The 24,671-nt window shown below is 62.6% G+C and carries 24 protein-coding genes; 17 read left to right on the forward strand and 7 right to left on the reverse strand.

Translation table 11 applies throughout. The features are described 5' to 3' along the window. Positions 1–23: 23 nt before the first annotated feature. Together AB7813_RS02135 and AB7813_RS02140 are read right to left on the reverse strand one after the other, a co-directional pair. Complete coding sequence (locus tag AB7813_RS02135; protein WP_439063685.1) at positions 24–1,220, reverse strand: acetyl-CoA C-acyltransferase; 1,197 nt, start codon at positions 1,218–1,220, stop codon at positions 24–26. Positions 1,221–1,329: 109 nt separating this feature from the next. Next, entirely contained in the window at positions 1,330–2,100 is a 771-nt protein-coding gene (locus tag AB7813_RS02140; protein ID WP_089267272.1) for an enoyl-CoA hydratase, read from the reverse strand. 176 nt (positions 2,101–2,276) lie between these two features. Here AB7813_RS02140 and AB7813_RS02145 point away from each other — a divergent pair, with 176 nt between their 5' ends. The 9 genes from AB7813_RS02145 (at position 2,277) to AB7813_RS02185 (ending at position 12,426) form a co-directional block, all read left to right on the forward strand. Beyond that, on the forward strand, positions 2,277–2,972 hold the full coding sequence (locus tag AB7813_RS02145; RefSeq protein WP_439063686.1) for a TetR family transcriptional regulator: 696 nt from the start codon (positions 2,277–2,279) through the stop codon (positions 2,970–2,972). Positions 2,973–3,135: 163 nt separating this feature from the next. Next, entirely contained in the window at positions 3,136–4,632 is a 1,497-nt protein-coding gene (locus tag AB7813_RS02150; RefSeq protein ID WP_120290210.1) for a CoA-acylating methylmalonate-semialdehyde dehydrogenase, read from the forward strand. An 88-nt stretch (positions 4,633–4,720) separates the two neighbouring features. Next, complete coding sequence (locus AB7813_RS02155) at positions 4,721–5,866, forward strand: isobutyryl-CoA dehydrogenase (RefSeq protein WP_309944179.1); 1,146 nt, start codon at positions 4,721–4,723, stop codon at positions 5,864–5,866. Beyond that, entirely contained in the window at positions 5,863–6,933 is a 1,071-nt protein-coding gene (locus AB7813_RS02160) for an enoyl-CoA hydratase/isomerase family protein (protein WP_439063687.1), read from the forward strand. The genes AB7813_RS02155 and AB7813_RS02160 overlap by 4 nt, the downstream gene beginning before the upstream one ends. Positions 6,934–7,015: 82 nt before the next feature. Continuing rightward, a complete protein-coding gene (mmsB, locus tag AB7813_RS02165; protein WP_439063688.1) occupies positions 7,016–7,903 on the forward strand; it encodes a 3-hydroxyisobutyrate dehydrogenase in 888 nt (295 codons plus the stop codon). A gap of 13 nt (positions 7,904–7,916) precedes the next feature. Then, entirely contained in the window at positions 7,917–9,659 is a 1,743-nt protein-coding gene (locus AB7813_RS02170) for an AMP-binding protein (protein WP_439063689.1), read from the forward strand. A 106-nt stretch (positions 9,660–9,765) separates the two neighbouring features. Beyond that, the gene (locus tag AB7813_RS02175) at positions 9,766–10,227 is read left to right on the forward strand and encodes a MaoC family dehydratase (protein ID WP_439063690.1); all 462 of its coding nucleotides are present in this window, start codon (positions 9,766–9,768) and stop codon (positions 10,225–10,227) included. Positions 10,228–10,239: 12 nt separating this feature from the next. Then, the gene (locus AB7813_RS02180; protein WP_439063691.1) at positions 10,240–11,157 is read left to right on the forward strand and encodes an SDR family NAD(P)-dependent oxidoreductase; all 918 of its coding nucleotides are present in this window, start codon (positions 10,240–10,242) and stop codon (positions 11,155–11,157) included. Positions 11,158–11,241: 84 nt separating this feature from the next. Next, the gene (locus tag AB7813_RS02185) at positions 11,242–12,426 is read left to right on the forward strand and encodes a TIGR03862 family flavoprotein (protein WP_439064613.1); all 1,185 of its coding nucleotides are present in this window, start codon (positions 11,242–11,244) and stop codon (positions 12,424–12,426) included. 127 nt (positions 12,427–12,553) lie between these two features. Here AB7813_RS02185 and AB7813_RS02190 read toward each other — a convergent pair whose 3' ends face one another. The 3 genes from AB7813_RS02190 to AB7813_RS02200 all read right to left on the reverse strand — a co-directional run bounded on the left by AB7813_RS02190 (position 12,554) and on the right by AB7813_RS02200 (position 16,050). Continuing rightward, positions 12,554–13,633: a D-TA family PLP-dependent enzyme gene (locus tag AB7813_RS02190; RefSeq protein ID WP_439063692.1), complete on the reverse strand. Its 1,080-nt coding sequence runs from the start codon at positions 13,631–13,633 to the stop codon at positions 12,554–12,556. 113 nt (positions 13,634–13,746) lie between these two features. Further along, entirely contained in the window at positions 13,747–15,558 is a 1,812-nt protein-coding gene (locus tag AB7813_RS02195) for an ABC-F family ATP-binding cassette domain-containing protein (RefSeq protein ID WP_184516090.1), read from the reverse strand. Positions 15,559–15,567: 9 nt separating this feature from the next. Next, the gene (locus tag AB7813_RS02200; protein WP_439083587.1) at positions 15,568–16,050 is read right to left on the reverse strand and encodes a YaiI/YqxD family protein; all 483 of its coding nucleotides are present in this window, start codon (positions 16,048–16,050) and stop codon (positions 15,568–15,570) included. Between the two features lie 158 nt (positions 16,051–16,208). On the opposite strand from AB7813_RS02200, the gene AB7813_RS02205 reads away from it, so the two are divergent. From AB7813_RS02205 to AB7813_RS02220, 4 genes are all read left to right on the forward strand, one after another. Beyond that, positions 16,209–17,009 carry a hypothetical protein gene (locus AB7813_RS02205; protein ID WP_093758807.1) on the forward strand — a complete coding sequence of 267 codons (801 nt, stop codon included), beginning with the start codon at positions 16,209–16,211 and terminating at the stop codon, positions 17,007–17,009. Positions 17,010–17,989: 980 nt separating this feature from the next. Beyond that, positions 17,990–18,823 (forward strand): arylamine N-acetyltransferase family protein, encoded by an 834-nt coding sequence (locus AB7813_RS02210; protein WP_441227876.1) that lies wholly within the window; start codon positions 17,990–17,992, stop codon positions 18,821–18,823. An 88-nt stretch (positions 18,824–18,911) separates the two neighbouring features. Continuing rightward, positions 18,912–19,067, forward strand: a complete 156-nt coding sequence (locus AB7813_RS02215; protein WP_165826963.1) for a hypothetical protein — start codon at positions 18,912–18,914, stop codon at positions 19,065–19,067. An 82-nt stretch (positions 19,068–19,149) separates the two neighbouring features. Beyond that, positions 19,150–19,392 (forward strand): DUF2171 domain-containing protein, encoded by a 243-nt coding sequence (locus tag AB7813_RS02220; protein WP_089264607.1) that lies wholly within the window; start codon positions 19,150–19,152, stop codon positions 19,390–19,392. A gap of 74 nt (positions 19,393–19,466) precedes the next feature. On the opposite strand, the gene AB7813_RS02225 is transcribed toward AB7813_RS02220, so the two are convergent. Beyond that, the gene (locus AB7813_RS02225; RefSeq protein WP_441227877.1) at positions 19,467–20,471 is read right to left on the reverse strand and encodes a Bug family tripartite tricarboxylate transporter substrate binding protein; all 1,005 of its coding nucleotides are present in this window, start codon (positions 20,469–20,471) and stop codon (positions 19,467–19,469) included. A gap of 157 nt (positions 20,472–20,628) precedes the next feature. After that, a complete protein-coding gene (locus AB7813_RS02230) occupies positions 20,629–21,099 on the reverse strand; it encodes an outer membrane protein assembly factor BamE (protein ID WP_170849688.1) in 471 nt (156 codons plus the stop codon). Between the two features lie 140 nt (positions 21,100–21,239). Between AB7813_RS02230 and AB7813_RS02235 the strand changes: the two genes are divergently transcribed. From AB7813_RS02235 to AB7813_RS02250, 4 genes are all read left to right on the forward strand, one after another. Beyond that, the gene (locus AB7813_RS02235) at positions 21,240–21,782 is read left to right on the forward strand and encodes a ubiquinol-cytochrome C chaperone family protein (protein ID WP_184516102.1); all 543 of its coding nucleotides are present in this window, start codon (positions 21,240–21,242) and stop codon (positions 21,780–21,782) included. Further along, positions 21,779–22,369, forward strand: a complete 591-nt coding sequence (locus AB7813_RS02240; RefSeq protein ID WP_441227878.1) for a YceD family protein — start codon at positions 21,779–21,781, stop codon at positions 22,367–22,369. Before AB7813_RS02235 ends, AB7813_RS02240 begins: the two co-directional genes overlap by 4 nt. Positions 22,370–22,571: 202 nt before the next feature. Further along, the gene (plsX, locus tag AB7813_RS02245) at positions 22,572–23,633 is read left to right on the forward strand and encodes a phosphate acyltransferase PlsX (RefSeq protein ID WP_093759130.1); all 1,062 of its coding nucleotides are present in this window, start codon (positions 22,572–22,574) and stop codon (positions 23,631–23,633) included. Then, entirely contained in the window at positions 23,630–24,607 is a 978-nt protein-coding gene (locus AB7813_RS02250) for a beta-ketoacyl-ACP synthase III (RefSeq protein WP_068730934.1), read from the forward strand. Before plsX ends, AB7813_RS02250 begins: the two co-directional genes overlap by 4 nt. Positions 24,608–24,671: the final 64 nt, after the last annotated feature.

Below are 24,671 nucleotides of genomic sequence, written 5' to 3' on the forward strand. Positions count from 1 at the left end.
CGATCATATCTGGGAAAGGCGGTTCAGCGAACGATGCGTTCGATGGCAATCGCGGTGGCTTCGCCGCCGCCGATGCACAGTGCCGCGACGCCGCGTTTCAGGCCTCTGGCTTCCAGTGCATGCAGCAGCGTCACGATCAGCCGCGCACCGGTGGCGCCGATGGGGTGGCCCAGCGCGCAGGCGCCGCCATTGACGTTCAGTTTTTCGCGGGGAATTCCAAGGTCGCGTTGCGCGGCCATCGGCACCACGGCAAAGGCCTCGTTGATTTCGAACAGATCGACATCGCCGACGCTCCAGCCGACCTTGTCGAGCAGTTTGCTGATTGCCGGAATGGGCGCAGTCGTGAACCATTGCGGTTCCTGGCTGTGCGTGGCGTGGCCATGGATCACGGCCAGCGCGGGCAGGCCCTCACGATCCACGAGGGAACGCTTGGCGAGCACCAGGGCAGCAGCGCCATCGGCATTGGCGGACGAAGCAGCGGGCGTGATAGTGCCGTTGCTGCGGAAGGCTGGTTTGAGGTTCGGGATCTTGGCGGGATCGACCTTCAGCGGATGTTCGTCATTGGCGATCTCGCGAGCTCCGGACTTCTCGACGACGGTCAGTGGCGTGATCTCCGCCTTGAAGGCGCCGCTCTCCACCGCCTTGCGCGCGCGGGTCAGCGTCTCGATCGCATAGGCGTCCTGATCTCCACGCGTGAACTGATAGGCCTCAGCGGTGGCTTCGCCGAAGTCACCCATCGAGCGACCGACCTCATAGGCATCCTCAAGCCCATCCATCAGCATGTGATCGATGATGCGATCATGGCCGACGCGGTAACCGCCGCGCGCCTTCTGCAGCAAATAGGGCGCATTGGTCATGCTCTCCATGCCGCCGGAGACGACGATCTCGGCCGAACCGGCATGGATGATGTCGTGGGCAAGCATGGTCGCCTTCATGCCGGAGCCGCAGACCTTGTTGATCGTCGTGGCCCCGGTGGCATCCGGCAGCTTGGCACCTCGGGCGGCCTGGCGGGCGGGCGCCTGACCCTGGCCGGCGGGAAGCACGCAGCCCATGAAGACTTCGTCGATGCGCTCGGGTGCCAGTTTCGCGCGTGCCACGGCGGCACCGATGACGTGGCTGCCGAGCTTGTGGCCGGAGAAGGGCGATAGTTCGCCCTGGAAGCGGCCGAGCGGGGTGCGGGTGGCCGAGACGATGACGACCGGATCTGAAGCTGCGGACATGATGGAGGCTCCTTCGCGCAAGCGCGGGTCATTTGGATGACACTCATCATATGATGCGCTGCAAGATACGCAATGCCGGCCTGTGCAAAATTCTCGTGAGGTCGAGCTGCTAGCGTTTGCGGTTGATGAAACCCTGCATCAGTCGCTGCGGCTCGCCGGTCAGATAGGCCTCGCCGAACACGCCGACGCTGAGATTGACGGATTCTTTCAGCGGCAGCTCTTCCCACTGTTTCAGCAGGGCTTTTTGCGACCGCATGGCTTCGGGTCCACACTCGAGTATGGCTTCGATCGTCTTTTCGACTTCGGCATCGAGTGCGCCTTCGGCCGCAACCACATCGACCAGACCCCAATTGAGCGCGGTCGGTGCATCGATGGTGGCGGCAGTCATGATCAGCCAGCGCGCACGGCCCCAACCGATCAGGCGCGGCAAGAGGGCAGCGTGAATCACCGAGGGGATACCGACCCTGACCTCGGGCATGGCGTATTTGGAATCATGCGAAGCGATCCGGAAATCGCAGGCGGCAGCAAATTCGAGGCCGCCGCCAAGGCACCAGCCGGGGATGCGGGCGATCACAGGCGCGGGAAAAGCGCGGGCGGCTTCGCAGAGATCGCGCAAGCCGGAAATGAACTTCTCGGCGGAGGCCTGATCCAGCGTCGCCATTTCCTTGATGTCGGCGCCGCCAATCATGCTCTTTTCGCTCTGGCCGGCGATGACAAGCGCGCGAATGGCGCGTTCCGTGGCCAATACCTCAATGCCTTCGCGAACACCCTTGATTGCGGCTGAATTGAGAATATTGAGTGAGCCGGCGTTGCAGATCGTCAGCCGAACTATACCTCGCGGGTCACGTTCGACACCGCAATGGGGATTGAGCATATGCATGAAATCGTCTCGTCCCTTGGCATTTCCTTGGGCCGGCGCGGATCGCCGGTCTTGCTCCTATCAATTCCGCGTCAAACTGCGGTGTTGTCAAGGCCTGCGGCCAGGTGTGCGTTGCGCATGCGGAGCAGCGTGAGTAATATGATCGACATCATCTATTTGTTTTGAATGGACCGCCGATGCGCTATTCGAAGGAACACAAGCTCGAGACGCATGCGCGGATCGTGAAGAAGGCTTCCGTGCGTCTGCGCGAAAAAGGCGCGCATGGCATCGGCGTGGCTGACCTCATGAAGGACGCGGGTCTGACCCATGGCGGCTTCTACGCGCATTTCGATTCGCGCGAGGCATTGGTAATCGAAGCCTTCGCCTATGCAATGGACCGCTCGACCGATCGCTGGCGTCAGTTGGCTGGGCAGGCGGCGCCGGATCAGCGCCTGGCCACGATCGTGGATTCTTACCTGTCGCCGCAGCACCGCGACAATCCGGGCCATGGCTGCGCCGTCCCGGCGCTGGGCGCTGAGATCGCGCGCGAGAGCCCCAAGACGCGCAAGGTGTTTGCCACCAAGCTCGATCAGATGATCGAGATGATGTCCGAGCAGTTTCATGGCGGACCGAGCAAGTCGGCGCGCAGACAGGCGATGGCGGCGCTTGCCACCATGATGGGCACCATCGTGCTCGCCCGCGCCGCCGGCAACGGCGAGTTGTCCGAAGAGCTTTTGAGCGCTGGCCGCGAGGCGGTGCTGGGCCGTGCTGCAGCGCCGAAGCCTGCAGCGTCCAACCCTGCTGTGTCCAAGGCTGTGGCTCCCAAGAGCACGGCTAGAAAGCCGACTGCGAAGAAGGTGGCAACCAAGGCCGTATCAGCCGCCAAGAATTGATAATCGGCGCACTGCCTGCGACATTGTCGCGGCGGTGACATTCTGACAGGGCTAAACGGCAGCGAGCCTGCAATTTCGCAAATCCGCCGCGCGTGCAGGGCCTTTCCAAACGCCATAAAGCCTGATCAACATCGGGCCAAATTTGGCTCCCGGGAGGAAACGCATGCGCACGATCGGACATTTCATCGGCGGCCGTGAGGTCGAGGGCAAGTCGGGGCGTTTCGCCGACGTTTTCGAGCCGATGACCGGCGAGGTTCAGGCCAAGGTTGCGCTGGCCTCCAAGGCCGAAATGCGCGCCGCTGTTCTCAATGCTGCCGAGGCGCAGGTCGCCTGGGGCAACACCAATCCACAGCGCCGCGCCCGCGTGCTGATGAAATTCCTCGAACTCGCCAATCGCGACTACGACAAGCTGGCCGATTGCCTGGCGCGTGAGCATGGCAAGACTGTGCCGGACGCCAAGGGCGATATCCAACGCGGCTTGGAGGTGATCGAATTCGCCTGCGGCATTCCGCATCTGATGAAGGGCGAATACACCGAAGGCGCAGGTCCCGGCATCGACATCTATTCGATGCGCCAGTCGCTCGGTGTCGTCGCGGGCATCACGCCGTTCAACTTCCCGGCGATGATCCCGATGTGGAAATTCGGTCCGGCCATCGCCTGCGGCAACGCCTTCATCCTGAAGCCCTCGGAGCGCGATCCGGGCGTGCCGATGATGCTCGCCGCACTGATGATCGAAGCCGGTCTGCCGCCGGGCATTCTGAACGTCGTCAATGGCGACAAGGAAGCCGTCGACGCAATCCTCGACGACGAAGACATCAAGGCTGTCGGCTTTGTCGGCTCGTCGCCGATCGCCCAGTACATCTACGAGCGCGCTGCGGCGACCGGCAAACGCGCCCAGTGCTTCGGTGGAGCGAAGAACCACGCCATCATCATGCCCGATGCGGATATGGACCAGACCGTCGATGCGCTGATCGGTGCCGGCTACGGCTCGGCTGGCGAGCGCTGCATGGCGATCTCGGTGGCCGTGCCTGTTGGCAAGACCACGGCCGACCGTCTGATGGAAAAGCTCATCCCGCGCGTCGAGAGCCTGAAGATCGGCACCTCCGTGGATCCCTCGGCTGACTTCGGTCCGCTGGTGACCAAGGAAGCCGTCGACCGCGTCAAGAACTATGTCGATATCGGCATCAAGGAAGGCGCCACGCTCGCCGTCGATGGCCGCGGCTTCAAGATGCAGGGCTACGAGAACGGCTTCTATATGGGTGGCTGTCTGTTCGACAACGTCACCAAGGACATGCGCATCTACAAGGAAGAGATCTTCGGGCCCGTGCTGTCGGTGGTGCGTGCCCACGATTACGAAGAAGCTCTCGCGCTGCCGTCGGATCATGACTACGGCAACGGCGTTGCGATCTTCACCCGTGACGGTGACGCTGCGCGCGATTTCGCCGCCAAGGTCAATGTCGGCATGGTCGGCATCAACGTGCCGATCCCGGTGCCGATTGCTTATTATACCTTCGGTGGCTGGAAGAAGTCCGGCTTCGGCGATCTCAACCAGCATGGTCCGGATTCTATCCGCTTCTACACCAAGACCAAGACGGTGACCGCGCGCTGGCCATCGGGTGTCAAGGAAGGCGCCGAGTTCTCGATCCCGTTGATGAAGTAAGAATACGCAAGCGGCCCGGCGCTCCCAAAGGTGGTGCACCGGGCCGTTTCATTTTCCCGGCTGATCAACAATCAACAAGAAGGGCGTGATGCAATTCGCTCTCGATGAGGAACAGACCGCTATTCGCGACATGGCGCGCGAATTCGCTGCGGAAAAGATCGCTCCCTTTGCGCTCAAATGGGACGAGGACAAGCATTTTCCGAAAGAGGTGATGCGCGAGGCGGCGCTGCTCGGCATGGGCGGCATCTATATCCGTGACGATGTCGGTGGCTCCGCGCTGACGCGTTTCGATGCCGCGCTGATCTTCGAGGCGCTGGCGACCGGCTGCCCGACCACCTCGGCCTTCATTTCGATCCACAATATGGCGTCGTGGATGATTGATTCATATGGCAGCGAAGCGCAGCGCCAGAAGTGGCTGCCGCGACTTTGCACCATGGAGCTGCTGGCGAGCTACTGCCTGACCGAGCCCGGCTCGGGATCGGATGCAGCGGCGCTGCGCACGCGTGCTGTCGTGGATGGCGATCACTACGTCCTCGATGGTCAGAAGCAGTTTATCTCCGGCGCTGGCGACACCGATGTCTATGTCGTGATGGTGCGCACCGGCGGAGAGGGCGCTGGCGGCGTCTCCACCATCGTGGTGGAGGCGGGCACGCCGGGTCTCTCTTTTGGCAATAACGAACGCAAGATGGGCTGGAACGCGCAATCGACACGCGCCGTGATCTTCGAAAATTGCCGCGTGCCGATCGCCAACCGGCTCGGTGACGAAGGCATCGGCTTCAAGATCGCCATGTCCGGTCTTGATGGTGGCCGTCTCAACATCGCGGCGTGTTCGCTCGGTGGCGCGCAGTCTGCGCTCGATAAGTCGCTGAGCTACATGAAAGAGCGCAAGGCGTTCGGCAAGCGCCTCGACGAATTCCAGGCGCTGCAGTTTCGTATCGCCGACATGGCGACCGAACTGGAAGCCGCACGCACCTTCCTGTGGCGAGCGGCGGCGGCACTCGACCGCAAGGATGCCGATGCTGGCATGCTCTGCGCGATGGCCAAGCGCTTCGGCACCGATATCGGTTTCGAGGTCGCCAACGACGCGCTGCAGCTGCATGGCGGCTACGGCTATCTCGCCGAATACGGCATCGAGAAGATCGTGCGCGATTTGCGGGTGCACCAGATCCTCGAAGGCACCAATGAAATCATGCGGCTGATTGTGTCGCGCAAATTGATCGAGGGCGCGCGATGAGTTCGGAGGTAGCGACCGAGGCCGGCGAACTGATCGTCGCGCGCGAAGGCGCGGCTGGTGTGATCCGCCTGAATCGGCCGAAGGCGCTGAACGCGCTGACGCTGGAGATGACCCGCGAGATCGCAACGGCGCTCGACGCGTTCGAGAAAGATTCGAAAGTCGCGCTGATCATTCTGGAAGGTGCAGGCGAACGCGGGCTTTGTGCCGGCGGCGATATCCGTGGCCTCTATGAGAGCGCCAGGGTCAAAGGCGATCTCGGCAAGATCTTTTGGCGCGAGGAGTATATCGTCAACGCGCGGATCGCGAAATTCCCGAAGCCCTATGTGGCCTATATGGACGGCTTCGTGATGGGCGGCGGCGTCGGTCTGGCCGGCCATGCCAGCCATCGCATCGTCACCGAGAAGACCAGGATGGCGATGCCGGAAGTCGGCCTTGGCTTCTTCCCCGATGTTGGCGGCACCTGGCTGTTGTCGCGTGCGCCGGGCGAACTCGGGACGTATTTCGGTCTGACCGGACTGACGGCAAATGGTGCCGATGCGCTTGCTGCACATATGGCGGACGTCCTGATCGACACCGCCAATTGGCCGGCATTGCGCGAGGCGCTCACAAAGCTGTCGGCGGGTGCCGATGCGGCGTCGGTGATGACGACACTCAAGAAGTTTGCAGCTCCGGAACAAACCGGTCCGGTCACGGCGCAGCGTGCGCTGATCGATCGCGCTTTCGCCCATGACAGCGTCGAGGAGATCGTGGCTGCGCTTGAGCAGGACGGTTCAGATTTCGCGCTGGCGACGATCAAGGCCATGTCCGACAAATCACCGCGGGGGCTCAAGGTTACCCTGAAGCTGTTGCGGCTAGCGCGCGCGTCGAAGTCGCTCGAGGAATGTCTGTCGCGCGAATATCTCGCGGCGCTGGAGGTGTTTGATAGCGCCGATTTCGTCGAGGGCGTGCGTGCGGCCATCATCGACAAGGATCGCAATCCGAAATGGCAGCCACCGGATCTCGAGGGCGTGACACCGGAGATTGTCGCGCGCTATCTGGCCAAACGGGATGTTGAGCTGACCTTCTGAAGGTCGAGCGTTCTGAACGAAAGTTGGATTTCGCCGTTTTCATCAGGCTTTAAAAACAGACAAACGATCACGAGGGCAGGACATGACCAGCATTGCATTCATCGGTCTCGGCAATATGGGTGGCCCGATGGCCGCCAACCTGGTCAAGGCGGGCCACAAGGTGACGGGCTTCGATCTCGTCGAGGCGTCCCGCGCGCAGGCGAGGGCGGATGGCGTGACCATTGCTGACAAGGCGGTCAATGCCGTGAAGGGCGCCGAGGTCATCATTACCATGCTGCCGGCCGGCAAACACGTGGTGTCGGTCTGGAGCGAGGTCATTCCCGTTGCCGCCAAGGAGGCGCTGATGATCGATTGCTCGACCATCGACGTGGAAAGCGCACGCAAGGCGCATGAACTGGCGGCTGCGCAGAAGCTGCCGTCGGTCGATGCGCCGGTCTCCGGTGGCACTGGCGGCGCCAAGGGCGCGACGCTGACCTTCATGGCTGGCGGCGATGCCAAGGCGTTCGCGTCGGCCAAGCCGGTCCTCGAAGCCATGGGCAAGAAGATCGTCCATTGCGGCGATGCCGGTGCGGGGCAGGCGGCCAAGATCTGCAACAACATGATCCTCGGCATTTCGATGATCGGCGTCAGCGAAGCCTTCGTGCTCGCCGAGAAACTCGGCCTGTCGCATCAGGCGCTGTTCGATGTGGCCTCGACCTCGTCGGGCCAGTGCTGGTCGCTGACCACCTATTGCCCGGTGCCGGGACCGGTGCCGACATCGCCGGCCAACAATGAATACAAGCCGGGTTTTGCCGCAGCACTGATGCTCAAGGATCTCAGGCTGTCGCAGGAGGCCGCCAAGGCCGCCGGCGCCAGGACGCCGCTCGGCGCTCATGCCGAGAGCATCTATGAGACCTATGAGAAGGAAGGTCACGGCGGCGATGACTTTTCCGGGATCATTCATCATCTGCGGCATTTGATACCGAAATAGCGGGAGCGTCGGCATGACCACGTTCAAGCAGGCCCGCGCCTTCCTCCTCGAACACCGCACCGACTACGCCGCCGCCGTTGCCGGCTTTCGCTGGCCCGATCCGGTCGACTTCAACTGGGCGCTCGACTGGTTCGATGCCGAACTCGCCCATGATCCCGTCAGCAAGGACCGGACCGCGCTCTGGATCGTCGATGCGGCGGCCAGCCGCGAGACGAAGCTGTCGTTCGAGGTGCTGTCACGCCGCTCCAATCAGGTTGCCAATTTCCTGCGCGCGCAGGGGCTGCGGCGCGGCGATCATCTGTTGCTGCTGCTCGGTAATGTGGTGCCGCTGTGGGAGACCATGCTGGCGGCGATCAAGCTGGGCGTTGTCATCATTCCTGCAACCACGCTGCTAACGCCGGATGAGTTGCAGGACCGGCTCGACCGTGGGCGCGCCAAGCTTGTTGTGGCGGCAGAGGATCAGGTCGCCAAGTTCGGCAGCCTGAAGACCGAAGGCATCGGGCAGATCGTCGTCAACGCCGGATCGTCTCACGACGGCTGGCTGGCTTTCGAGACCTCGGCCGAATTCCCTGACACATTCACGCCGGATGGCCCGACCAGGGCTGACGATCCGATGCTGCTCTATTTCACCTCGGGCACCACGGCGAAGCCGAAGCTCGTGCGGCACAGCCAGCGCAGCTATCCCGTCGGCGGACTCTCGACGATGTTTTGGATCGGACTGCAGCCGGGCGACGTCCATCTCAACATCTCTTCACCGGGCTGGGCCAAGCATGCCTGGAGCTGCTTCTTTGCGCCATGGAATGCCGGCGCCACCGTGTTTGTCGTCAATCAGCCGCGTTTCGACGCCAAGGGCCTGCTTGCCACCATCGGCCGCTGCGGTGTGACGACGCTGTGCGCGCCGCCGACCGTGTGGCGGCTCTTCATTCAAGAGAAGCTGGCGACCTTCAAGGTCGCGCTGCGCGAGGTCTGCGGCGCCGGTGAGCCGCTCAATCCGGAAGTGATCGATCAGGTCAAGGCGGCCTGGGGCCTCACCATTCGCGACGGCTACGGCCAAACCGAGACCACCGCGCTGGCCGGCAATTCGCCGGGCCAGACCGTCAAGGTGGGCTCCATGGGCCGTCCGCTGCCGGGCTGGAAGGTTCGCGTTGTCGATGCCGATGGCAATCCGGCGAAGGAGGGCGAGGTCAGTCTCGTGCTTGGCGTCGATCGCCCGGCAGGATTGATGCAGGGCTATCAGGCCGAAGACGGTAGTGTCAGCGGTGCAAGCGGTGAGATCTATCGCAGCGGCGACGTCGTATTTTCCGATGACGATGGCTATCTCACTTTCGTCGGTCGCTCCGACGATGTGTTCAAATCCTCGGACTATCGCATCGGCCCGTTCGAGCTGGAGAGTATCCTGCTGGAACACGATGCCGTGGCTGAGGCCGCCATTGTGCCGAGCCCCGATCCGATCCGGCTCGCCATCCCCAAGGCCTATGTGTTGCTGATCGGCGATACCGCGCCGTCCAGGGCGACGGCGCTGTCGATCTATCAGCATCTGCATGTGCGTCTGGCGCCGTTCAAACGCATTCGCCGGATCGAGTTCGTGACCGAGCTGCCGAAGACGATTTCGGGCAAGATTCGCAGGGTCCATCTGCGTCGGCTCGAACAGGCCGACGATCGCAGCGATCCCTTGCGCGGTGTCGAGTTTCGCGAAGAGGATTTCCCCGAATTGCAGGCGCTCCGCGCGGCGGGATCGCAAGAGGGCGAGCGGTAATTTGTCGCGCTTTGCATGGCTGCAGCGCACAATTTCGCTTGGCGTCAGGGTGTGCGCTGTGGAATCTGCGCCCGCAACGCAACTGGATTTTGAGGACTGAGACTGAATGAGCGCGATGATTGAACGTGATGCCTATATCGCCATGGTAGGCAAGGAAGTCGGCGTGTCGCCCTGGCATGTCATGGACCAGAAGCGCATCGATGCGTTCGCCGCGGCGACGGAGGATTTTCAGTTCATCCATGTCGATCCCGCGCGTGCGCGCGAAACGCCGTTCGGCACGACGATCGCTCATGGCTTCCTGACCATGTCGATGCTCTCGGCGTTTTCCTATGAGGCGCTGCCGCAACTCGCCGATGTCGCCATGGGCGTCAATTACGGCACCGACAAAGTGCGCTTCGTGTCGCCGGTCAAAGCAGGATCGCGCATCCGCGGCCGCTTCACGCTGACCGAGGCGACGTTGCGCAAGCCGAAGGAATTGTTCACGCGCACCAGCGTGAGTGTCGAGATCGAAGGCGAGGACAAGCCGGCATTGGTCGCCGACTGGCTCGGCCTTGTCTATTTCAATTGAGGAGCATGCCACATGACCATTCGATTTGACGGCCGCGTTGCCATCGTCACTGGCGCCGGCAATGGACTGGGCCGCGCCCATGCGCTGGGCCTTGCGAAGCTCGGCGCCAAGGTCGTCGTCAACGATTTCGGCGGCGCGCGCGACGGCACCGGCGGTTCGCTGACGGCGGCGGAATCCGTTGTCGAGGAAATCCAAGCGGCCGGCGGCACGGCGGTGCCCGATGGCGCTGATGTCTCGAACTTCGAACAGGTTAAGGCGATGGTCGACAAGGCGACCAAGGAGTGGGGCAGCGTCGACCTGATGTGCGCCAATGCGGGTATCCTGCGCGACAAGTCCTTCGCCAAGATGGAGCTCGCCGACTTCGCCAAGGTGCTCGACGTGCATCTCACCGGCACTTTCTATTGCTGCAAGGCCGTTTGGGAAGGTATGCGCGCGCGCAACTACGGGCGCATTGTGCTCACCACCTCGTCGTCCGGCCTCTATGGCAATTTCGGTCAGGCCAATTACGGCGCGGCCAAAACCGGCATGGTCGGCCTGATGAATGTGCTCGCCGAGGAAGGTCGCAAGACGGACATCCGCGTCAACATCGTGTCACCCACGGCAGCCACGCGCATGACCGAGGAACTGTTGCCAGCGCAGGCGCTGCAGTTGATGAAGCCGGAAGCGATCACGCCGGCGGTCGAATATCTCCTGAGCGAGAATGCACCGACCAAGACCATCATGGGCGCCGGCGCAGGCTCCTTCGCGGTCATCAAGATTCTCGAAAGCGAAGGTGTCAATTTCGCCGAAGCTGACTGGAGCCCGGATACGATTGCCGCGCATTTCGCGGACATTAGTGATATGTCCAAGGCCAAGGCGCTGGAAGGCGCTTTCCATCAGACCCAGAAGTATGTCGAGCAGGCCGCCATTCGCTTGGGCGTGAAGGCCTGATCGGCGGCTTCGCCACTGCGTGTGACCTTGACTGAGCCTGTGAAGAACCAAGTTGCGGTGATCGGTGCCGGCCCTGCCGGGCTGATGGCGGCCGAGGTTCTGAGCCGTGGCGGCGCTGCCGTCACGGTCTATGACGCGATGCCATCGGCTGGTCGCAAGTTTCTGATGGCCGGACGCGGCGGACTCAATCTCACTCATAGTGAGCCGCTGCCGGAATTCCTCAAGCGCTATGGCGCGGCGGAGGCGCAGCTTGCGCCGTCGATCTCGGCTTTCACGCCGACCGCGCTACGCGACTGGAGCGAGGCGCTTGGGCAGCCGACTTTTGTTGGGTCCAGCGGCCGGGTGTTTCCGCAGGCCTTCAAGGCATCGCCATTGTTGCGCGCGTGGCTGCGGCGGCTGGATGAGAGTGGCGTGCGGTTTGCCTTTCGTCACCGCTGGACAGGATGGGACGGCGATGGGCGTTTGACATTCCAAACGCCGGACGGGTCGCGGGCGATCGCCTGCAAGAGCGCGATTCTTGCGCTTGGCGGTGCAAGCTGGCCGCGGCTTGGCTCGGACGGCGCATGGGCCGGTGTGCTGGCTGCGAAGGGCGTGAGTATCGCACCGCTGCGCCCGGCTAATTCCGGTTTTACGATCGCGTGGTCGGAGATCTTCAAGGACCGTTTCGAAGGTCAGCCGCTGAAGGCTGTTGCGCTGTCGTTCGGTGCACACAGCGTGCGCGGCGAGGCGATGGTCACGCGTGGCGGTATCGAAGGCGGTGGCATCTATGCGCTGTCGTCTCTGTTGCGCGAAGCGGTCATTGCGGATGGCAACGCGACGCTGTGCGTTGCTCTTAGACCGGACCTCGATGCGAAGGAGCTGACCACGAAGCTGGCAGCATCGCGTGGCAAGCAGTCTTTCTCCAATTTCCTGCGCAAGGCGATCCATCTGTCGCCGGTGGCCATTGGGCTGCTGCAGGAAGTCGCTGTCCCAGAGGGCATTCAACTGGCGTCATTGCCGCCGGAGAAGTTGGCTGCCTTGATCAACGTCGTGCCGGTGACGCTCAATGGCGTCGCGCCGATCGCGCGTGCTATTTCGACGGCGGGGGGCGTCTCGTTCGATGAGATCGACGACGCCTTCATGCTGAAGCGTATGCCGGGCACTTTCGTCGCCGGCGAGATGCTCGACTGGGAAGCGCCGACCGGCGGCTATCTGCTGCAGGCGTCGTTTGCGACAGGCGCTGCAGCGGGCGAGGGCGTTTTGAGGTGGCTGGCTTTTTCGCCCCGATAGAACGCCGACCTCATGGTGAGGAGCGCGCTCTTGCGCGCGTCTCGAACCATGAATGTGTGTCCATCCTTCGAGACGGCGCCAAGCGGCGCCTCCTCAGGATGAGGTCCCGAGTGTAAGCGCTGTCGCGTTACCGCAGCTTCCCACGCGCGGCTACCGGGAGCGTGCCGATGATCTCGTCACCGCGCACCATCACCACTTCGTCGAACATGTTGACGACCACGCAGACGTGGTTCGGCACGATGCGGACGACATCGCCGACATTGGGTCGGGTGTTGCTGCGCCCGAGGTCGAGAAAACCATGCTCCTCGGCGAAGCGCGCGATCTTCGCTTCGGGATGTTCGAGGATCAGGCCGTAGCCATCGAGACCGCCGGTGTCGGGCGTCAGCGTCTTGGAGCCGGCATCGAGAATGCCACGTTCCGGGCCGGCGCGGCTGACCACGGTCGAATAGACATTCAGCGCGCAATCGTCCCAGGTCGCGGAGCCGGCGGCGACCTGCATACGGTCGTTATAGATATATGTGCCGAAGCGATGTTCGGTGGCCCCCTTGAGCTTGCCGACGTTCTTCAGGTTTGGCGTGCCGCCGGTCGAGACGATCGTGGGCTCCAGACCGAGTGCGCGAACGCCGGCCAGCGCTTCGTCGTAGAATTTCTGTGCGTCCGGCCAGCCGGTTTCCGTTGGGTACAGCATGAAGCCTGCGAAGGTGAGGCCTTTCGAGGCCGCGATCTCCTTGGCGAGAGCGATGGCTTCCGCGGGCGTCTCGACGCCGGCGCGCTTGCGGCCGGTATCGCATTCGACCACGACGTTGACATTCCGGCCCGAAATCGCGGCGGCTTTCGGCAAGTCGCCGATGACGACGGAATTGTCGGCGGCGACGGTGACATTCGCCTTCGCCTGCAGTGCGCCGAGCCGCGCCATCTTCTCGTCGCCGAGCAGGTTGTAGCTGATCAGGATGTCGTCGATCCCGGCATTGGCCATGATCTCGGCTTCGCCGAGCTTCTGGCAGGTGATGCCTTTGGCACCGGCTTCGATCTGCATCTTCGCGATGACCGGGCTCTTATGCGTCTTGATATGCGGACGATTGGCAACGCCGGCATCGTCGCAGACCTTCTGGATACGCGCGATATTGCGCTCGACGCGGTCCATGTCGATGACAAGGGCGGGCGTGCCGTAGTCGTTGGAGATCTTGGCGGCGAGTGTGGTGGTCATTGTGTCGTCTCCGGCATTTCCACCGTCATTGCGAGGAGCGAAGCGACGAAGCAATCCAGTCTTCGCTTGTTGCCTCTGGATTGCTTCGCTTCGCTCGCAATGACGACTGACAGTTACGCGTTCTCGATTTCTTCGCGGAGCATCTCCAGCTCCAGCCATTGCTCTTCCGAATCCTGCAATTCCTTCTGTGCCTTTGACAGCGCAGCGGTCGCGGTATCGAACTTCTTGCGATCCTTCTTGTAGAGGTTGGGATCGTCGAGATGGCGCTGCTGCTTGGCGATTTCGGAGCGCAGATTGTCCATCGCCTTCGGCAGGGTTTCCAGCGCGTGCTTGTCCTTGAAGTTCAGCTTGCGCTTGCCGGCGGGCTTCGACGCGTCCGACTTGCTGCCGTTGCTCTTGGCAGCCACGGCTTCGGTCTTCGCCTCGCGCTTCAGGTCGGCGCCGCGCTGCGCCAGCATGTCGGTATAGCCGCCGGCATATTCCATCCACTTGCCGTTGCCTTCCGGCACGATCACCGAGGTGACGACGCGATCGAGGAAGTCGCGGTCATGGCTGATCAGGATGACGGTGCCTTCGTAATCACCGAGCATTTCCTCGAGCACGTCGAGGGTTTCGAGATCGAGGTCGTTGGTCGGTTCGTCCAGCACCAGCACGTTGGATGGTTTGGCCAATGCGCGGGCCAGCATCAGCCGGCCGCGTTCACCGCCGGACAATACTTCGAGCGGCGTGCGCATCTGTTCCTGCGAGAACAGGAAGTCCTTCATGTAGCTGACCACATGCTTGGGCTGGCCGTTGACCATCACATGGTCGCCGCGGCCGCCGGTGAGGGCCTCCGCCAGCGTGGTCTTCGGGTTGAGGCTTTCGCGATGCTGGTCCAGCGTCGCCATTTCGATATTGGCGCCGAACCGGATGGTGCCTGAATCCGGCGGCTCGGTGCCGGTCAGCATGTTGATCATCGTGGTCTTGCCCGCACCGTTCGGGCCGACCACACCAATGCGATCGCCACGCTGCACGCGGATCGAGAAGTCGTCGACGATCTTGCGGTCACCATAGGTGCGGCAGATGTTCTTGGCCTCGAAGATCAGTTTGCCGGACTTTTCCGCCTCGGCGGCGGCGAGCGTCGCGTTGCCCGCGGCGCCGCGATAGTCCTGGCGCTGTGCGCGCAACTCATGCAGGCCGGCGAGGCGCTTGACGTTGCGCTTGCGGCGGCCGGAGACGCCGTGGCGCAGCCAATGTTCTTCATTGACGATCTTGCGGTCGAGCTTGTGCTGGTCGCGCTCTTCTTCCGCGAGCACGTCATCGCGCCACTGTTCGAAAGCCGAGAAGCCGCGATCGATCTGGCGGATCTGGCCGCGATCGAGCCAGGCGGTGGCACGTGAGAGGTTGCTGAGAAAGCGGCGGTCATGGCTGATCAGCACCAGCGCGCAGCGCCGGCTGGCCAGTTCGCCTTCCAGCCACTCGATCGTCGTGAGATCGAGATGGTTGGTGGGCTCGTCGAGCAGCAGGATGTCGGGCTCGGGCGCCAGCACGCGGGCGAGCGCCGTGCGGCGCGCTTCACCGCCGGACAGATTGTTCGGATCTTCGTGGCCGGTGAGCCCGAGCTGTTCGAGCAGATACTGCGCCTGATAGATGTTGTGGCCGTCGCCCATGCCGGCCTCGACATAAGCGAGCGTCGTCGCATAGCCGGAGAAGTCCGGCTCCTGCGGCAGATACTGGACGGTGGCACCGGGCTGCACGAAGCGGCTGCCTTTGTCGTTTTCAACGATCCCCGCCACGATCTTGAGGAGCGTCGACTTGCCGGAGCCGTTGCGGCCGATCAGGCAGACGCGCTCGCCCTGCGACACCGACAGTTCGACGCCGTTGAGCAGCGGCGTGCCGCCGAAGGTCAGGAAGATGTCTTTCAGCTGGATAAGCGGAGGAGCCATAAGGTCAGTTCAACTTTGTTTCGGCGCGGGCGCAAAGGCCGGGTCGCGCTGGATGCGGCGGATGGTTTGATCCAAGGCCGACAGGAACGCCGAGCGATCGCGCGGCGCGAATGATTTGGGACCACCGGTGATTTCGCCTGACGACCGCAAATCGGTCATCAGGTTGCGTACTGCGAGCGTCATCCCGATGGATTGTTCTGTGAACGGCTTGCCGTTAGGGGCAATTACCGCGGCGCCCGCCTTGACGCAGCGGCTGGCCAGCGGAACGTCTGCCGTGATCACGATATCGCCCTTCTGGGCGCGTTCCGCAATCCAGTCATCGGCCGCATCCATGCCCGAACCTGCGGCAATCCGCTCGATCAGGGGATCGTGAGGCACTCGGATGAAGTTTCCGGCGACCACGCTGACGGGCAGGCTGAAGCGGGCGGCGACGCGGTAAATCTCGTCTTTGACCGGGCATGCGTCGGCGTCGATATAGATGCGTGTGGTCAAGGGAGCACAAGTTCCACGAAAAGGCAGTCATTTGCGGGTGGGCGATGTGGCGCTGACGCGGGACAGTTCCCCGCCCGTCGCCTTGCCTCGAACATGGTGACGGGTATCATCTCCTGCCAAGGCGAACACTCAATTTCGCGCAGTTTTCGGGAGGAATCATGACCAAACGGCTCGAACCGTATCGTGTTGAGGCGTTTAACACCGCCAAACAGTCCGAAAACAAGATGCATGACGATTCTGTCGCCCGGAAATTCGGTTTCAGCGGTGGATTGGTGCCTGGCGTCGACGTGCTGGCCTATATGATCCATCCGCCGGTGCAGCACTGGGGACGGGACTTTCTGGAGCGTGGCCTGATCGAGGCCCGTTTCACCAAGCCGGTCTATGACGGCGAGACAGTCGAGGTGATCGCCGAGGAAGCCGGCGAGGGGCTCGCGCTGAGTGTTGAGGGCGGCGGCGAGATTCGTGCGGCCGGGACCGCATCGCTGACGGCCTTCCCGGTGGTGCCGTCGCTGGATAAATTCCCGGATACGGCGGCTGTGTCGAAGCGGCTGCCGGTGGATGCCAATTCCTACGCGCTCGACAAGTGGCTCGGGACGGCGCCGCGGGTCTGGCCGGAGGATGGACTTGCCGAATATCTGGGTGAGGTTCGCGAGGCCGACGATCGGTATTTGCGCGAGGGTATCGTGCATCCCGGCGTGCTGCAGCGGATCATGAACAAGGTGCTGGTGGACAATGCGCTGCTCGGGCCGTGGATTCACGTCGGCAGCAGGATGCAGTTGCTGGCGACCGCGAATACCGATGACGAGTTGATCGCGCGGGCGAAGGTGACCGCCAATTACGAGAAGAAGGGGCATCGGTTCGTCGAGCTCGATGCGATCATCGTGGCCAACGGCACGACACCCGTAGCGCATTGCCAGCATATCGCGATCACTCAGCCGCGCGAGGTCGTGGCGGCGTAAGCGAGGCTCGTCATGGCCGGACTTGTTCCGGCGATCCACGTCTTCCTTTGTCGCCAAGACGTGGATACGCGGGACATCTAGTGAAGCTCGCTTCGCGCTGCCCGCGCATGACGGCGTGTGTGGCGCCGATAGCGCGTCACGTCTTCACGGATTCAACTGTCAAACAGCCACTGCTCATCAGACATGCGTCATCGCCCCCATTGTTTGCGGCGCGGGGGCGCCGTCGTCCTTTGCATTCCCACCCTCCTGTGAGAGGGCGTGCGGAACGCCGGGTGCCCGTTGCACCCTTGGGCCTGATGCGATGCGGTCTTCCGCAATTGAGAGTGCATCAGGACTTTCGGAGGCGCCGAGCAAGTGCCCGGCGTTCCGCCTGCGGTGTTTTTTCGGTTGCCTGCACATCTGCCATGGCGAACGCTCCCATCACCAAAATTAATGTCCCAGGGCGGAGGGACAGGGTAGCCGCAAAGCACTTGGCCGAACGCGTTTCGAGTTGGTCGTCCGTCACACTGTCCAGGGATCTTTCCATCTCAAGGTCGGCCGTGTCCTTGCCAGTGGCAGTGCTGGCGCAGATCCGTCCTGCCCGAAGACAGACGTTACCCCCAAACCGCGTAACGCCGCATCTCCGGCGTCCACCGCATCCCACCCCGCGAACGTGACGATCGCGATCGCCCCTCTCGGTGGGGCAGGACAAAGGGGAATATAAGCCTGATAGGGATGCTGTCAATGAGAGATAGGAAAAAATGTTTGGGTGCTGTCTTGCCGCCCCACACTGTCATTCCGGGGCGCGGGCGCACCTTTGCGCACGCGAACCCGGAATCTCGACATGGGAGTCTCCGACAGCGCAAAACACTTCGAGATTCCGGGCTCAGTCCGGCCCGCTGGGCGGTCCGTCCTGCCCCGGAATGACAGCTTAGGCGGTACGTTGTCGCCCGCTGCTGTCGGATGGGCTATGTCAGGGGCGAGATGATGAAGAGGCAGAAATGATGACGGATGTTTTTCGGCTGGATCGCTATCTCGCGCGGATCGGCTTTGGCGGATCGGTTGCGCCGGATCTGGCGACACTGACGGCCATTCATGTCGCTCACATCAATGCACTGCCGTTCGAGGGTCTCAATCCGTTTCTTCATCTGCCGGTCAAACTGGACATGGCGTCGCTGCAGCAGAAACTCATCGATGGCCGACGTGGTGGCTATTGCTATGAGCTGAACGCGATGCTGCGGGCCGCGCTCGAGACGATCGGCTTCAAGGTCACTGGCCTCGGCGCCCGGGTGCGCTGGAATGCGCCGCCGGACAGTCCACTTGGCCCCAGAACGCATATGCTCCTGAAGGTCGATCTTCCGGACGGACCCTATCTCGCCGATACCGGCTTTGGCGCCTGCGTACTCGATGCACCTCTACGGCTCCTCGCGGGGACCGAGCAGCAAACGGCGATGGGGACCTATCGGCTGATTGAAACAGATGGCCTGTTGTCGCTGAGCGCGAAGCGGGCAGACGGCTGGCGGACGATGTATGTGTTTGACCTCGCGCCGCAACTGCCGTCGGATTACGAGCTCGGCAACTGGTACACATTGACCAGTCCCTTCGTGCCCTTCACCTCGACGCTGGTGATGGAGCGCGTCAGCAACGGCCGGCGTTATAAACTGGTCAATCGCCACCTGATCACGGAGGGACGCGACGGCGAACCGGTGTCTGAACGCGTGCTCGGCAGCGCTGCGGAGTTGCAGCAGGTTCTCGACGAGACCTTCGGCGTCACGCCGCCGGCATCCGCCGACGAGATTTTCGCGGTCATCATCGCAAACGCAGGGCGCCGTTGACTGCTGCGTAATCTCTCCATTTCGACCCGATTGCAGCGAATGACGCCTTCGGCTAATTCGCCCCCGGGATCATCACGAGGAACGTCAAATGTCGCTGTCATCCGCCAAGAACTACGCGCTGCGCGCCGCCAAATCGCAGGACCAGAAGGAGGCCACCGAGCTTTTGTCCAAGGCGATCATGGAATTGACACTGGCGATCGAGGCGCAGGACGCCAAGATCAAGAAGATGAACAAGGGCGCATGATCGGGACGCCGATCTCACCGGATCGCGATTGAACCTATTGCGCAGCCGTACGTTCAGTATTCCCCACATAAGAGGATACGACATGAGCGCGCTCAGCAAGATCAAAGAACATATGGAAGTCATCGGCGCCGACGGCGTGCACGTCGGCACGGTCGACAAGGTCGAGGGCAACCGCATCAAGCTGACCAAGAAGGACAGCGGCGAGGGCAGCCACAAGGGTCATCATCACTTTATTGATGGCGGTCTGGTCGCCGAGGTTGAGGGCGACAAGGTGCGGCTCTCGGCCAATGGCGACGTCGCCTTTGCCATGGAAGAAGAGAAGTAAGACGGAAAAACCCCGCGGTGTGAACCGCGGGGTTTTCGTTCAGATCACTCAGATGGAGCGAGGTGAGGCGCGCCTCACTTCACCTCCATCTGCAGGCCTTCCTTGTCGATGATGGTCTTGAACTTGGCCGTCTCGGCCTCGACGAAGGTCTGGAATTGCTGAGGTGTGCCGTAGTCCGACACGGCGCCCATGGTTGCGATGGTCTTCTTGGTCGCGTCGGTGCCGAGCAGAACCTTGATCTGCTCATTGAGCGAGGTCACGGCTTCGGTCGGTGTGCTCTTCGGATAGAACACGCCGAACCATGACGCGACGTCGAACTTCTCCAGCTCGGGCGCGGTCTCGCGCATCGCTGGGACGTTTGGCGCCTGCGCATTGCGCTGCTGCGTGGTGACGGCGAGGCCGGTGAGCTTGCCGTCGAGCACCTGCGGCAGTGACGGATAGAGATTGTCGAACAGGATCTGGATGTCGCCAGCGAGCGCGGCCTGCAGCGCGGGGCCTGCACCGCGGAACGGCACGTGCTGCATCTTCAATCCGGTGAGTTGCAGCCACCATGCGCCGGTGAGATGCGGGCTCTGGCCGACGCCCGACGAGCCATAGTTCAGCTTGTCCGGATTGGCCTTGATATAGGCGATCAGCTCCGGGATCGTCTTGATCGGCACACTCGGATGCGCGCAGACGATGTTCGGAATCTTGATCATGTTGGAGACCGCCTGCAACTGATCGCTCTTGTAGGTGAGGTTCTTGAAGATGCTGTAGGCGATGGCGTTGGGGCCGGGATTGCCGAGCAGAATGGTGTGGCCGTCGCCCTTGAGGCGCGCGACTTCGGCGGTGCCGATGGTGCCGCCGCCGCCCGAGCGATTTTCCACCACCACCGACTGGCCCCAGACCGGCTGCAGATGCGCGGCGAGCATGCGGCCCATCACGTCGGTGGAGCCGCCGGCTGCGGCAGGCACGATGACGCGGACGGTTTCGGTGGGCTTCCATTCGCCGGCGCCGAGACTCGCGCGCGGCAGGATCGCGGCGCTGGTGATCGCGGCGGCGCCGGTGAGTACATGGCGACGGGTAACCAGATTGGTCATAGCTTCTTCCCTCGATGGTGTCGTTTTGGTTTTTGATCTTGCTGAAATCGTAGTGAGGCAGATGGTGGCGGGCAAGCCGACCTTGGCCACAGCGTAAAGAAAAGCCCCGCAGCGTGTGCTGCGGGGCTTTTGCAATTCAGCGATTTGATAGTTCCGCCTAGCGGAAGCTGATCAGCTTGAACAGCGGCGTGAGGTAGCTCATTTCCTGACCGGAGGTCGGCGTGGTGCGGCTGATGAAGTCGAAGATCTTGCCGTCCTGCAGGCCGTAATTGGCGAGCCGGATGACCTTGCGGTTCTTGTCGAAATAGATCGCGATGACGCGCTGGTCGGTGACCTTCTGCGGCATGAACGCCACGGCGCGTTCGGCGCGCTGCGAGATGTAATAGAACACTTCGCCCGATAGCGTGGCGACGGTGGAGGGCGTGCCCATCACGATCAGGACCTGATCCTGGCTGGCGCCGATCGGGATCTGCTCCAGCGCACCGGGGGGCAGGATGTAGCCCTTCTGGAATTGCTCGGCGCAGGCGCCCAGCGTGACGCAGAGGGCCGCGACCGCGAGTACGGCGCGCATGCCGCGCCAGCCACGTGTCAGCCGCGCCTTCGCGCTGATGGAGGTCGAAATTGTCATAGCGGAGGGGGTCCCATCCTCTTGATTCTCGGGAAGGCCTTGCTTCCGAAAGACTTGCATCCCGGAAGGCGTTGACGTACCGGGCAGAACCTCTGAATGCAACATGCGCGTGCCCGAGGGGCCCGCCTGAGGAACCCAAGATGGTCTGGCCGTTCAGTCACTTCAGAAAGCCCCCGGCGCCGTTGCGCGGCACCATTGAAGCCATCTATGGCATGATCGTGGCGCAGGCGCGAGAACCCTTGTTTTATCGGGACTTGGGAGCACCGGATACGGTAAACGGGCGTTTCGATATGTTGCTGCTGCACCTGTGGCTGGTGCTGCGCCGGATGAGTCCGAAGGATGAGTTGTCGCAGGGACTTTTCGACAGGTTCTGCGGCGATATGGACGATAACCTGCGCGAACTCGGCACCAGCGACATGAAGGTGCCGAAGAAAATGCGGGAATTCGGCGACGCGTTTTACGGCCGGACAGGCGCCTATGACGCAGCGCTTGGCGCAGGCAGGGAGCCTCTGGCGGCGGCGCTGTCGAAGAATATCTATTATGGCATGGACATCGAGAACGCCCGGCGTCTCGCTGTTTATGTCGAAGCGGCGAATGCCCGTCTGGGCACGCTGGATGCAACGACACTGACATCAGGCGCGTGGCATTTCCCGTCGCCTGCGGAGACCTTGGTAACGACATGAACAAACCCGACCGCACCGTGGATCTCGCGCCGCCCTGGAGCGTGCCCATCGCCGTGATCCAGATCCCGGAAACGGGGCTGGCGCGCGACATCGAGGCCACGCCCGAGGAGCGCAAGCGGATCGCCGAACTCGGCGGCCTCGTCAGCGTGGGCGCCGTGAAAGGCGAACTCCTGCTGAGCCCCGTGAAGGGCGGTACGGTGCATGTGACCGGTCGCATCTGGGGCAAGGTCGAGCAGACCTGCGTGGTGACGCTGGACCCGCTGGCTGCCGATTTCGAGGAAGAGATCGACGTGATTTTCGCGCCGCCGTCGCAGATTCGCGAACTCGCCGAATCGGTGGACGAGGACGTCGAGAGCGACGAGGAGACCCCGGATCCGCCGGAGCCGATCGAAAACGGCTTCATCGACCTCGGCAAACTGGCGACCGACGCGCTGTTTCTGGGGCTGGACCCGTATCCCCGTAAGCCCGATGCCGTGTTCGAGCCGGTGGTCGAGGTTCCGGACCCGGAAGAGCACCCGTTTGCGGCCCTGAAAGCGCTGAAAACCGCCCCTGAGACGCCCAAATCCAAAAAGCCCGGGAAGGGCTGAGACCGAGGTCCGATTCCACGCCCCGTGCGGCTGGCGGGACAAAAGCGACCGGTCAAGATGTTGTATCGGGTCACGGAAACGCTATTGTCCCCGGCCGAAATCGGGTTAATGCCATAACTTCGCCGTCTGCTGCCAAATGCGGCAGACTTCGTCCGCGGCCACGAGCGTCACAGGCCGCAAGAGACAGGTTTCCGGAACGTCCATGCCGAAAAAGGTTCGCATCGCGCTAGACGCCATGGGTGGCGACATCGGCGCATCGGTGGTCATTCCCGGCGCCGCGATTTCGTTGACCCGGCATCCCGACAGCGAGTTCCTGCTGTTCGGTGACAGCGCGCTGATCGAGAAAGAACTCGCCAATCATCCGGCACTGAAGGCTGTATCGAAGGTGATCCATACCGACGTTGCCGTCAGCATGCATGACAAGCCGAGCCAGGCGCTGCGCCGTGGCCGCAAGGTCTCGTCGATGTGGCTGGCGATCGAGGCGGTGAAGAAGGGCGAGGCCGATGTCGCGATCTCCGCCGGCAATACCGGTGCGCTGATGGCGATGGCGCGCTTTTGCCTGCGCATGCTCGACGGTATCGAGCGTCCCGGCCTGGCCGCGATCTGGCCGACCACGCGCGGCGATTCCGTCGTGCTCGATCTCGGCGCCACCATCGGCGGCGACGCCAACCACCTGAAGACTCTCGCTGTCATGGGCAGCGCCATGGCCAGCGCGCTGTTCGATCTGGCCCGGCCGACGGTCGGTCTGCTCAATATCGGCGTCGAGGAAATCAAGGGCGGCGACGAAATCCGCGATGCCGCCGAACTGCTGCGCACCGCCAATCTGCCGCAGCTCGAATTCATCGGCTTCGTCGAAGGCGACGGCATCGGCCGCGGCGATGCCGACGTGATCGTCACAGAAGGCTTCAGCGGCAATATCGCGCTCAAGGCGGCCGAAGGCACGGCGCGGCAGTTCGCCGAATATCTGCGCAATGCCATGGCCCGCACCTGGCGCTCGCGTATCGGCTATCTATTCGCCAAGAACGCCTTCAAGGCGGTGCGCGACAAGGTCGATCCCAACAAGTCCAACGGCGCGGTGTTTCTCGGCCTACGCGGCATCGTGGTGAAGAGCCACGGTGGCACCAATGCTGATGGTTTCGCCTATGCGGTGGATGTCGGTTACGACATGGTCCGCTACGACCTTCTCACCAAGATCAATCAAATGCTCAACCGCGACGGCCAAGCGCTCCCTGCGAGCCCGGCTGCGCAGGAGGCTGTCTCGTGACTGCGATACGTTCGGTCGTGCTCGGCTGCGGCTCTTACCTGCCGGAGCGGATCCTGACCAATGCCGAACTGGCATCCAAGGTCGACACGTCGGACGAGTGGATCGTCCAGCGCACCGGTATCAAGCAGCGCCACATCGCTGCGGACGGCGAGTTCACCTCGCATCTGGCGATCAAGGCCGCGCAGGCGGCGCTGGCCAATGCCGGCGTTGACGCCCAGTCCATCGACCTGATCGTGCTGGCGACCTCGACCCCGGACAATACGTTCCCGGCAACGGCCGTTGCGGTGCAGAACGCGCTCGGCATCACGCACGGCGCGGCATTCGACCTGCAGGCGGTGTGTTCCGGCTTCATCTTTGGGCTGACCACCGCCGACAGCCTGCTGCGCACGGGCGCCGGCAAGCGTGCGCTGGTGATCGGCGCGGAGACGTTCTCGCGCATTCTCGACTGGACCGATCGCGGAACCTGCGTGCTGTTCGGCGACGGCGCCGGTGCAGTGGTGCTGGAAGCACAGACCCAGCCCGGCGAAGCCAGCGATCGCGGCGTGCTGACCACGCATCTGCGCTCGGATGGCCGGCACAAGGAAAAGCTGTTCGTCGATGGCGGCCCGTCCTCGACGCAGACAGTGGGTTACTTGCGCATGGAAGGCCGCGAGGTTTTCAAACATGCGGTGGGTATGATCACCGACGTGATCGTCGATGCATTCAAAGCTACCGGCGCCAGCGCCGAAACCATCGACTGGTTCGTGCCGCATCAGGCCAACAAGCGCATTATCGATGCGTCGGCGCATAAACTGCATATTGCACCGCAAAAGGTGGTGCTGACCGTGGATCTTCACGGCAACACGTCGGCGGCGTCGATTCCGCTCGCATTATCGGTGGCGGTCAATGACGGCCGCATCAAGAAGGGCGACCTCGTGCTGCTCGAAGCCATGGGCGGCGGCTTCACCTGGGGGTCTGCACTCATTCGCTGGTGATGCGCTGGTGCTGATGCAGATCGACAACATCTCAAATTGTCATGATTTTCCATGCCTTTGCATC

Origin of the sequence: Tardiphaga sp. 20_F10_N6_6 (assembly GCF_052076045.1) — a bacterium.
GTDB classification, from domain to species: domain Bacteria; phylum Pseudomonadota; class Alphaproteobacteria; order Rhizobiales; family Xanthobacteraceae; genus Tardiphaga; species Tardiphaga robiniae.

Bases quoted from the DNA above. Each gene is read 5' to 3' on its own strand.
- AB7813_RS02170 (WP_439063689.1), top strand. From the start codon at position 7,917: ATGACCACGTTCAAGCAGGCCCGCGCCTTCCTCCTCGAACACCGCACC.
- AB7813_RS02145 (WP_439063686.1), top strand. From the start codon at position 2,277: ATGCGCTATTCGAAGGAACACAAGCTCGAGACGCATGCGCGGATCGTG.
- AB7813_RS02210 (WP_441227876.1), top strand. From the start codon at position 17,990: ATGATGACGGATGTTTTTCGGCTGGATCGCTATCTCGCGCGGATCGGC.
- AB7813_RS02225 (WP_441227877.1), bottom strand. From the start codon at position 20,471: ATGACCAATCTGGTTACCCGTCGCCATGTACTCACCGGCGCCGCCGCG.
- AB7813_RS02155 (WP_309944179.1), top strand. From the start codon at position 4,721: ATGCAATTCGCTCTCGATGAGGAACAGACCGCTATTCGCGACATGGCG.
- mmsB (WP_439063688.1), top strand. From the start codon at position 7,016: ATGACCAGCATTGCATTCATCGGTCTCGGCAATATGGGTGGCCCGATG.
- AB7813_RS02160 (WP_439063687.1), top strand. From the start codon at position 5,863: ATGAGTTCGGAGGTAGCGACCGAGGCCGGCGAACTGATCGTCGCGCGC.
- AB7813_RS02215 (WP_165826963.1), top strand. From the start codon at position 18,912: ATGTCGCTGTCATCCGCCAAGAACTACGCGCTGCGCGCCGCCAAATCG.
- AB7813_RS02135 (WP_439063685.1), bottom strand. From the start codon at position 1,220: ATGTCCGCAGCTTCAGATCCGGTCGTCATCGTCTCGGCCACCCGCACC.
- AB7813_RS02235 (WP_184516102.1), top strand. From the start codon at position 21,240: ATGGTCTGGCCGTTCAGTCACTTCAGAAAGCCCCCGGCGCCGTTGCGC.
- AB7813_RS02140 (WP_089267272.1), bottom strand. From the start codon at position 2,100: ATGCATATGCTCAATCCCCATTGCGGTGTCGAACGTGACCCGCGAGGT.
- AB7813_RS02190 (WP_439063692.1), bottom strand. From the start codon at position 13,633: ATGACCACCACACTCGCCGCCAAGATCTCCAACGACTACGGCACGCCC.
- AB7813_RS02220 (WP_089264607.1), top strand. From the start codon at position 19,150: ATGAGCGCGCTCAGCAAGATCAAAGAACATATGGAAGTCATCGGCGCC.
- AB7813_RS02205 (WP_093758807.1), top strand. From the start codon at position 16,209: ATGACCAAACGGCTCGAACCGTATCGTGTTGAGGCGTTTAACACCGCC.
- AB7813_RS02240 (WP_441227878.1), top strand. From the start codon at position 21,779: ATGAACAAACCCGACCGCACCGTGGATCTCGCGCCGCCCTGGAGCGTG.
- AB7813_RS02185 (WP_439064613.1), top strand. From the start codon at position 11,242: ATGGCGGCCGAGGTTCTGAGCCGTGGCGGCGCTGCCGTCACGGTCTAT.
- AB7813_RS02230 (WP_170849688.1), bottom strand. From the start codon at position 21,099: ATGACAATTTCGACCTCCATCAGCGCGAAGGCGCGGCTGACACGTGGC.
- AB7813_RS02180 (WP_439063691.1), top strand. From the start codon at position 10,240: ATGACCATTCGATTTGACGGCCGCGTTGCCATCGTCACTGGCGCCGGC.
- AB7813_RS02175 (WP_439063690.1), top strand. From the start codon at position 9,766: ATGAGCGCGATGATTGAACGTGATGCCTATATCGCCATGGTAGGCAAG.
- AB7813_RS02195 (WP_184516090.1), bottom strand. From the start codon at position 15,558: ATGGCTCCTCCGCTTATCCAGCTGAAAGACATCTTCCTGACCTTCGGC.
- plsX (WP_093759130.1), top strand. From the start codon at position 22,572: ATGCCGAAAAAGGTTCGCATCGCGCTAGACGCCATGGGTGGCGACATC.
- AB7813_RS02150 (WP_120290210.1), top strand. From the start codon at position 3,136: ATGCGCACGATCGGACATTTCATCGGCGGCCGTGAGGTCGAGGGCAAG.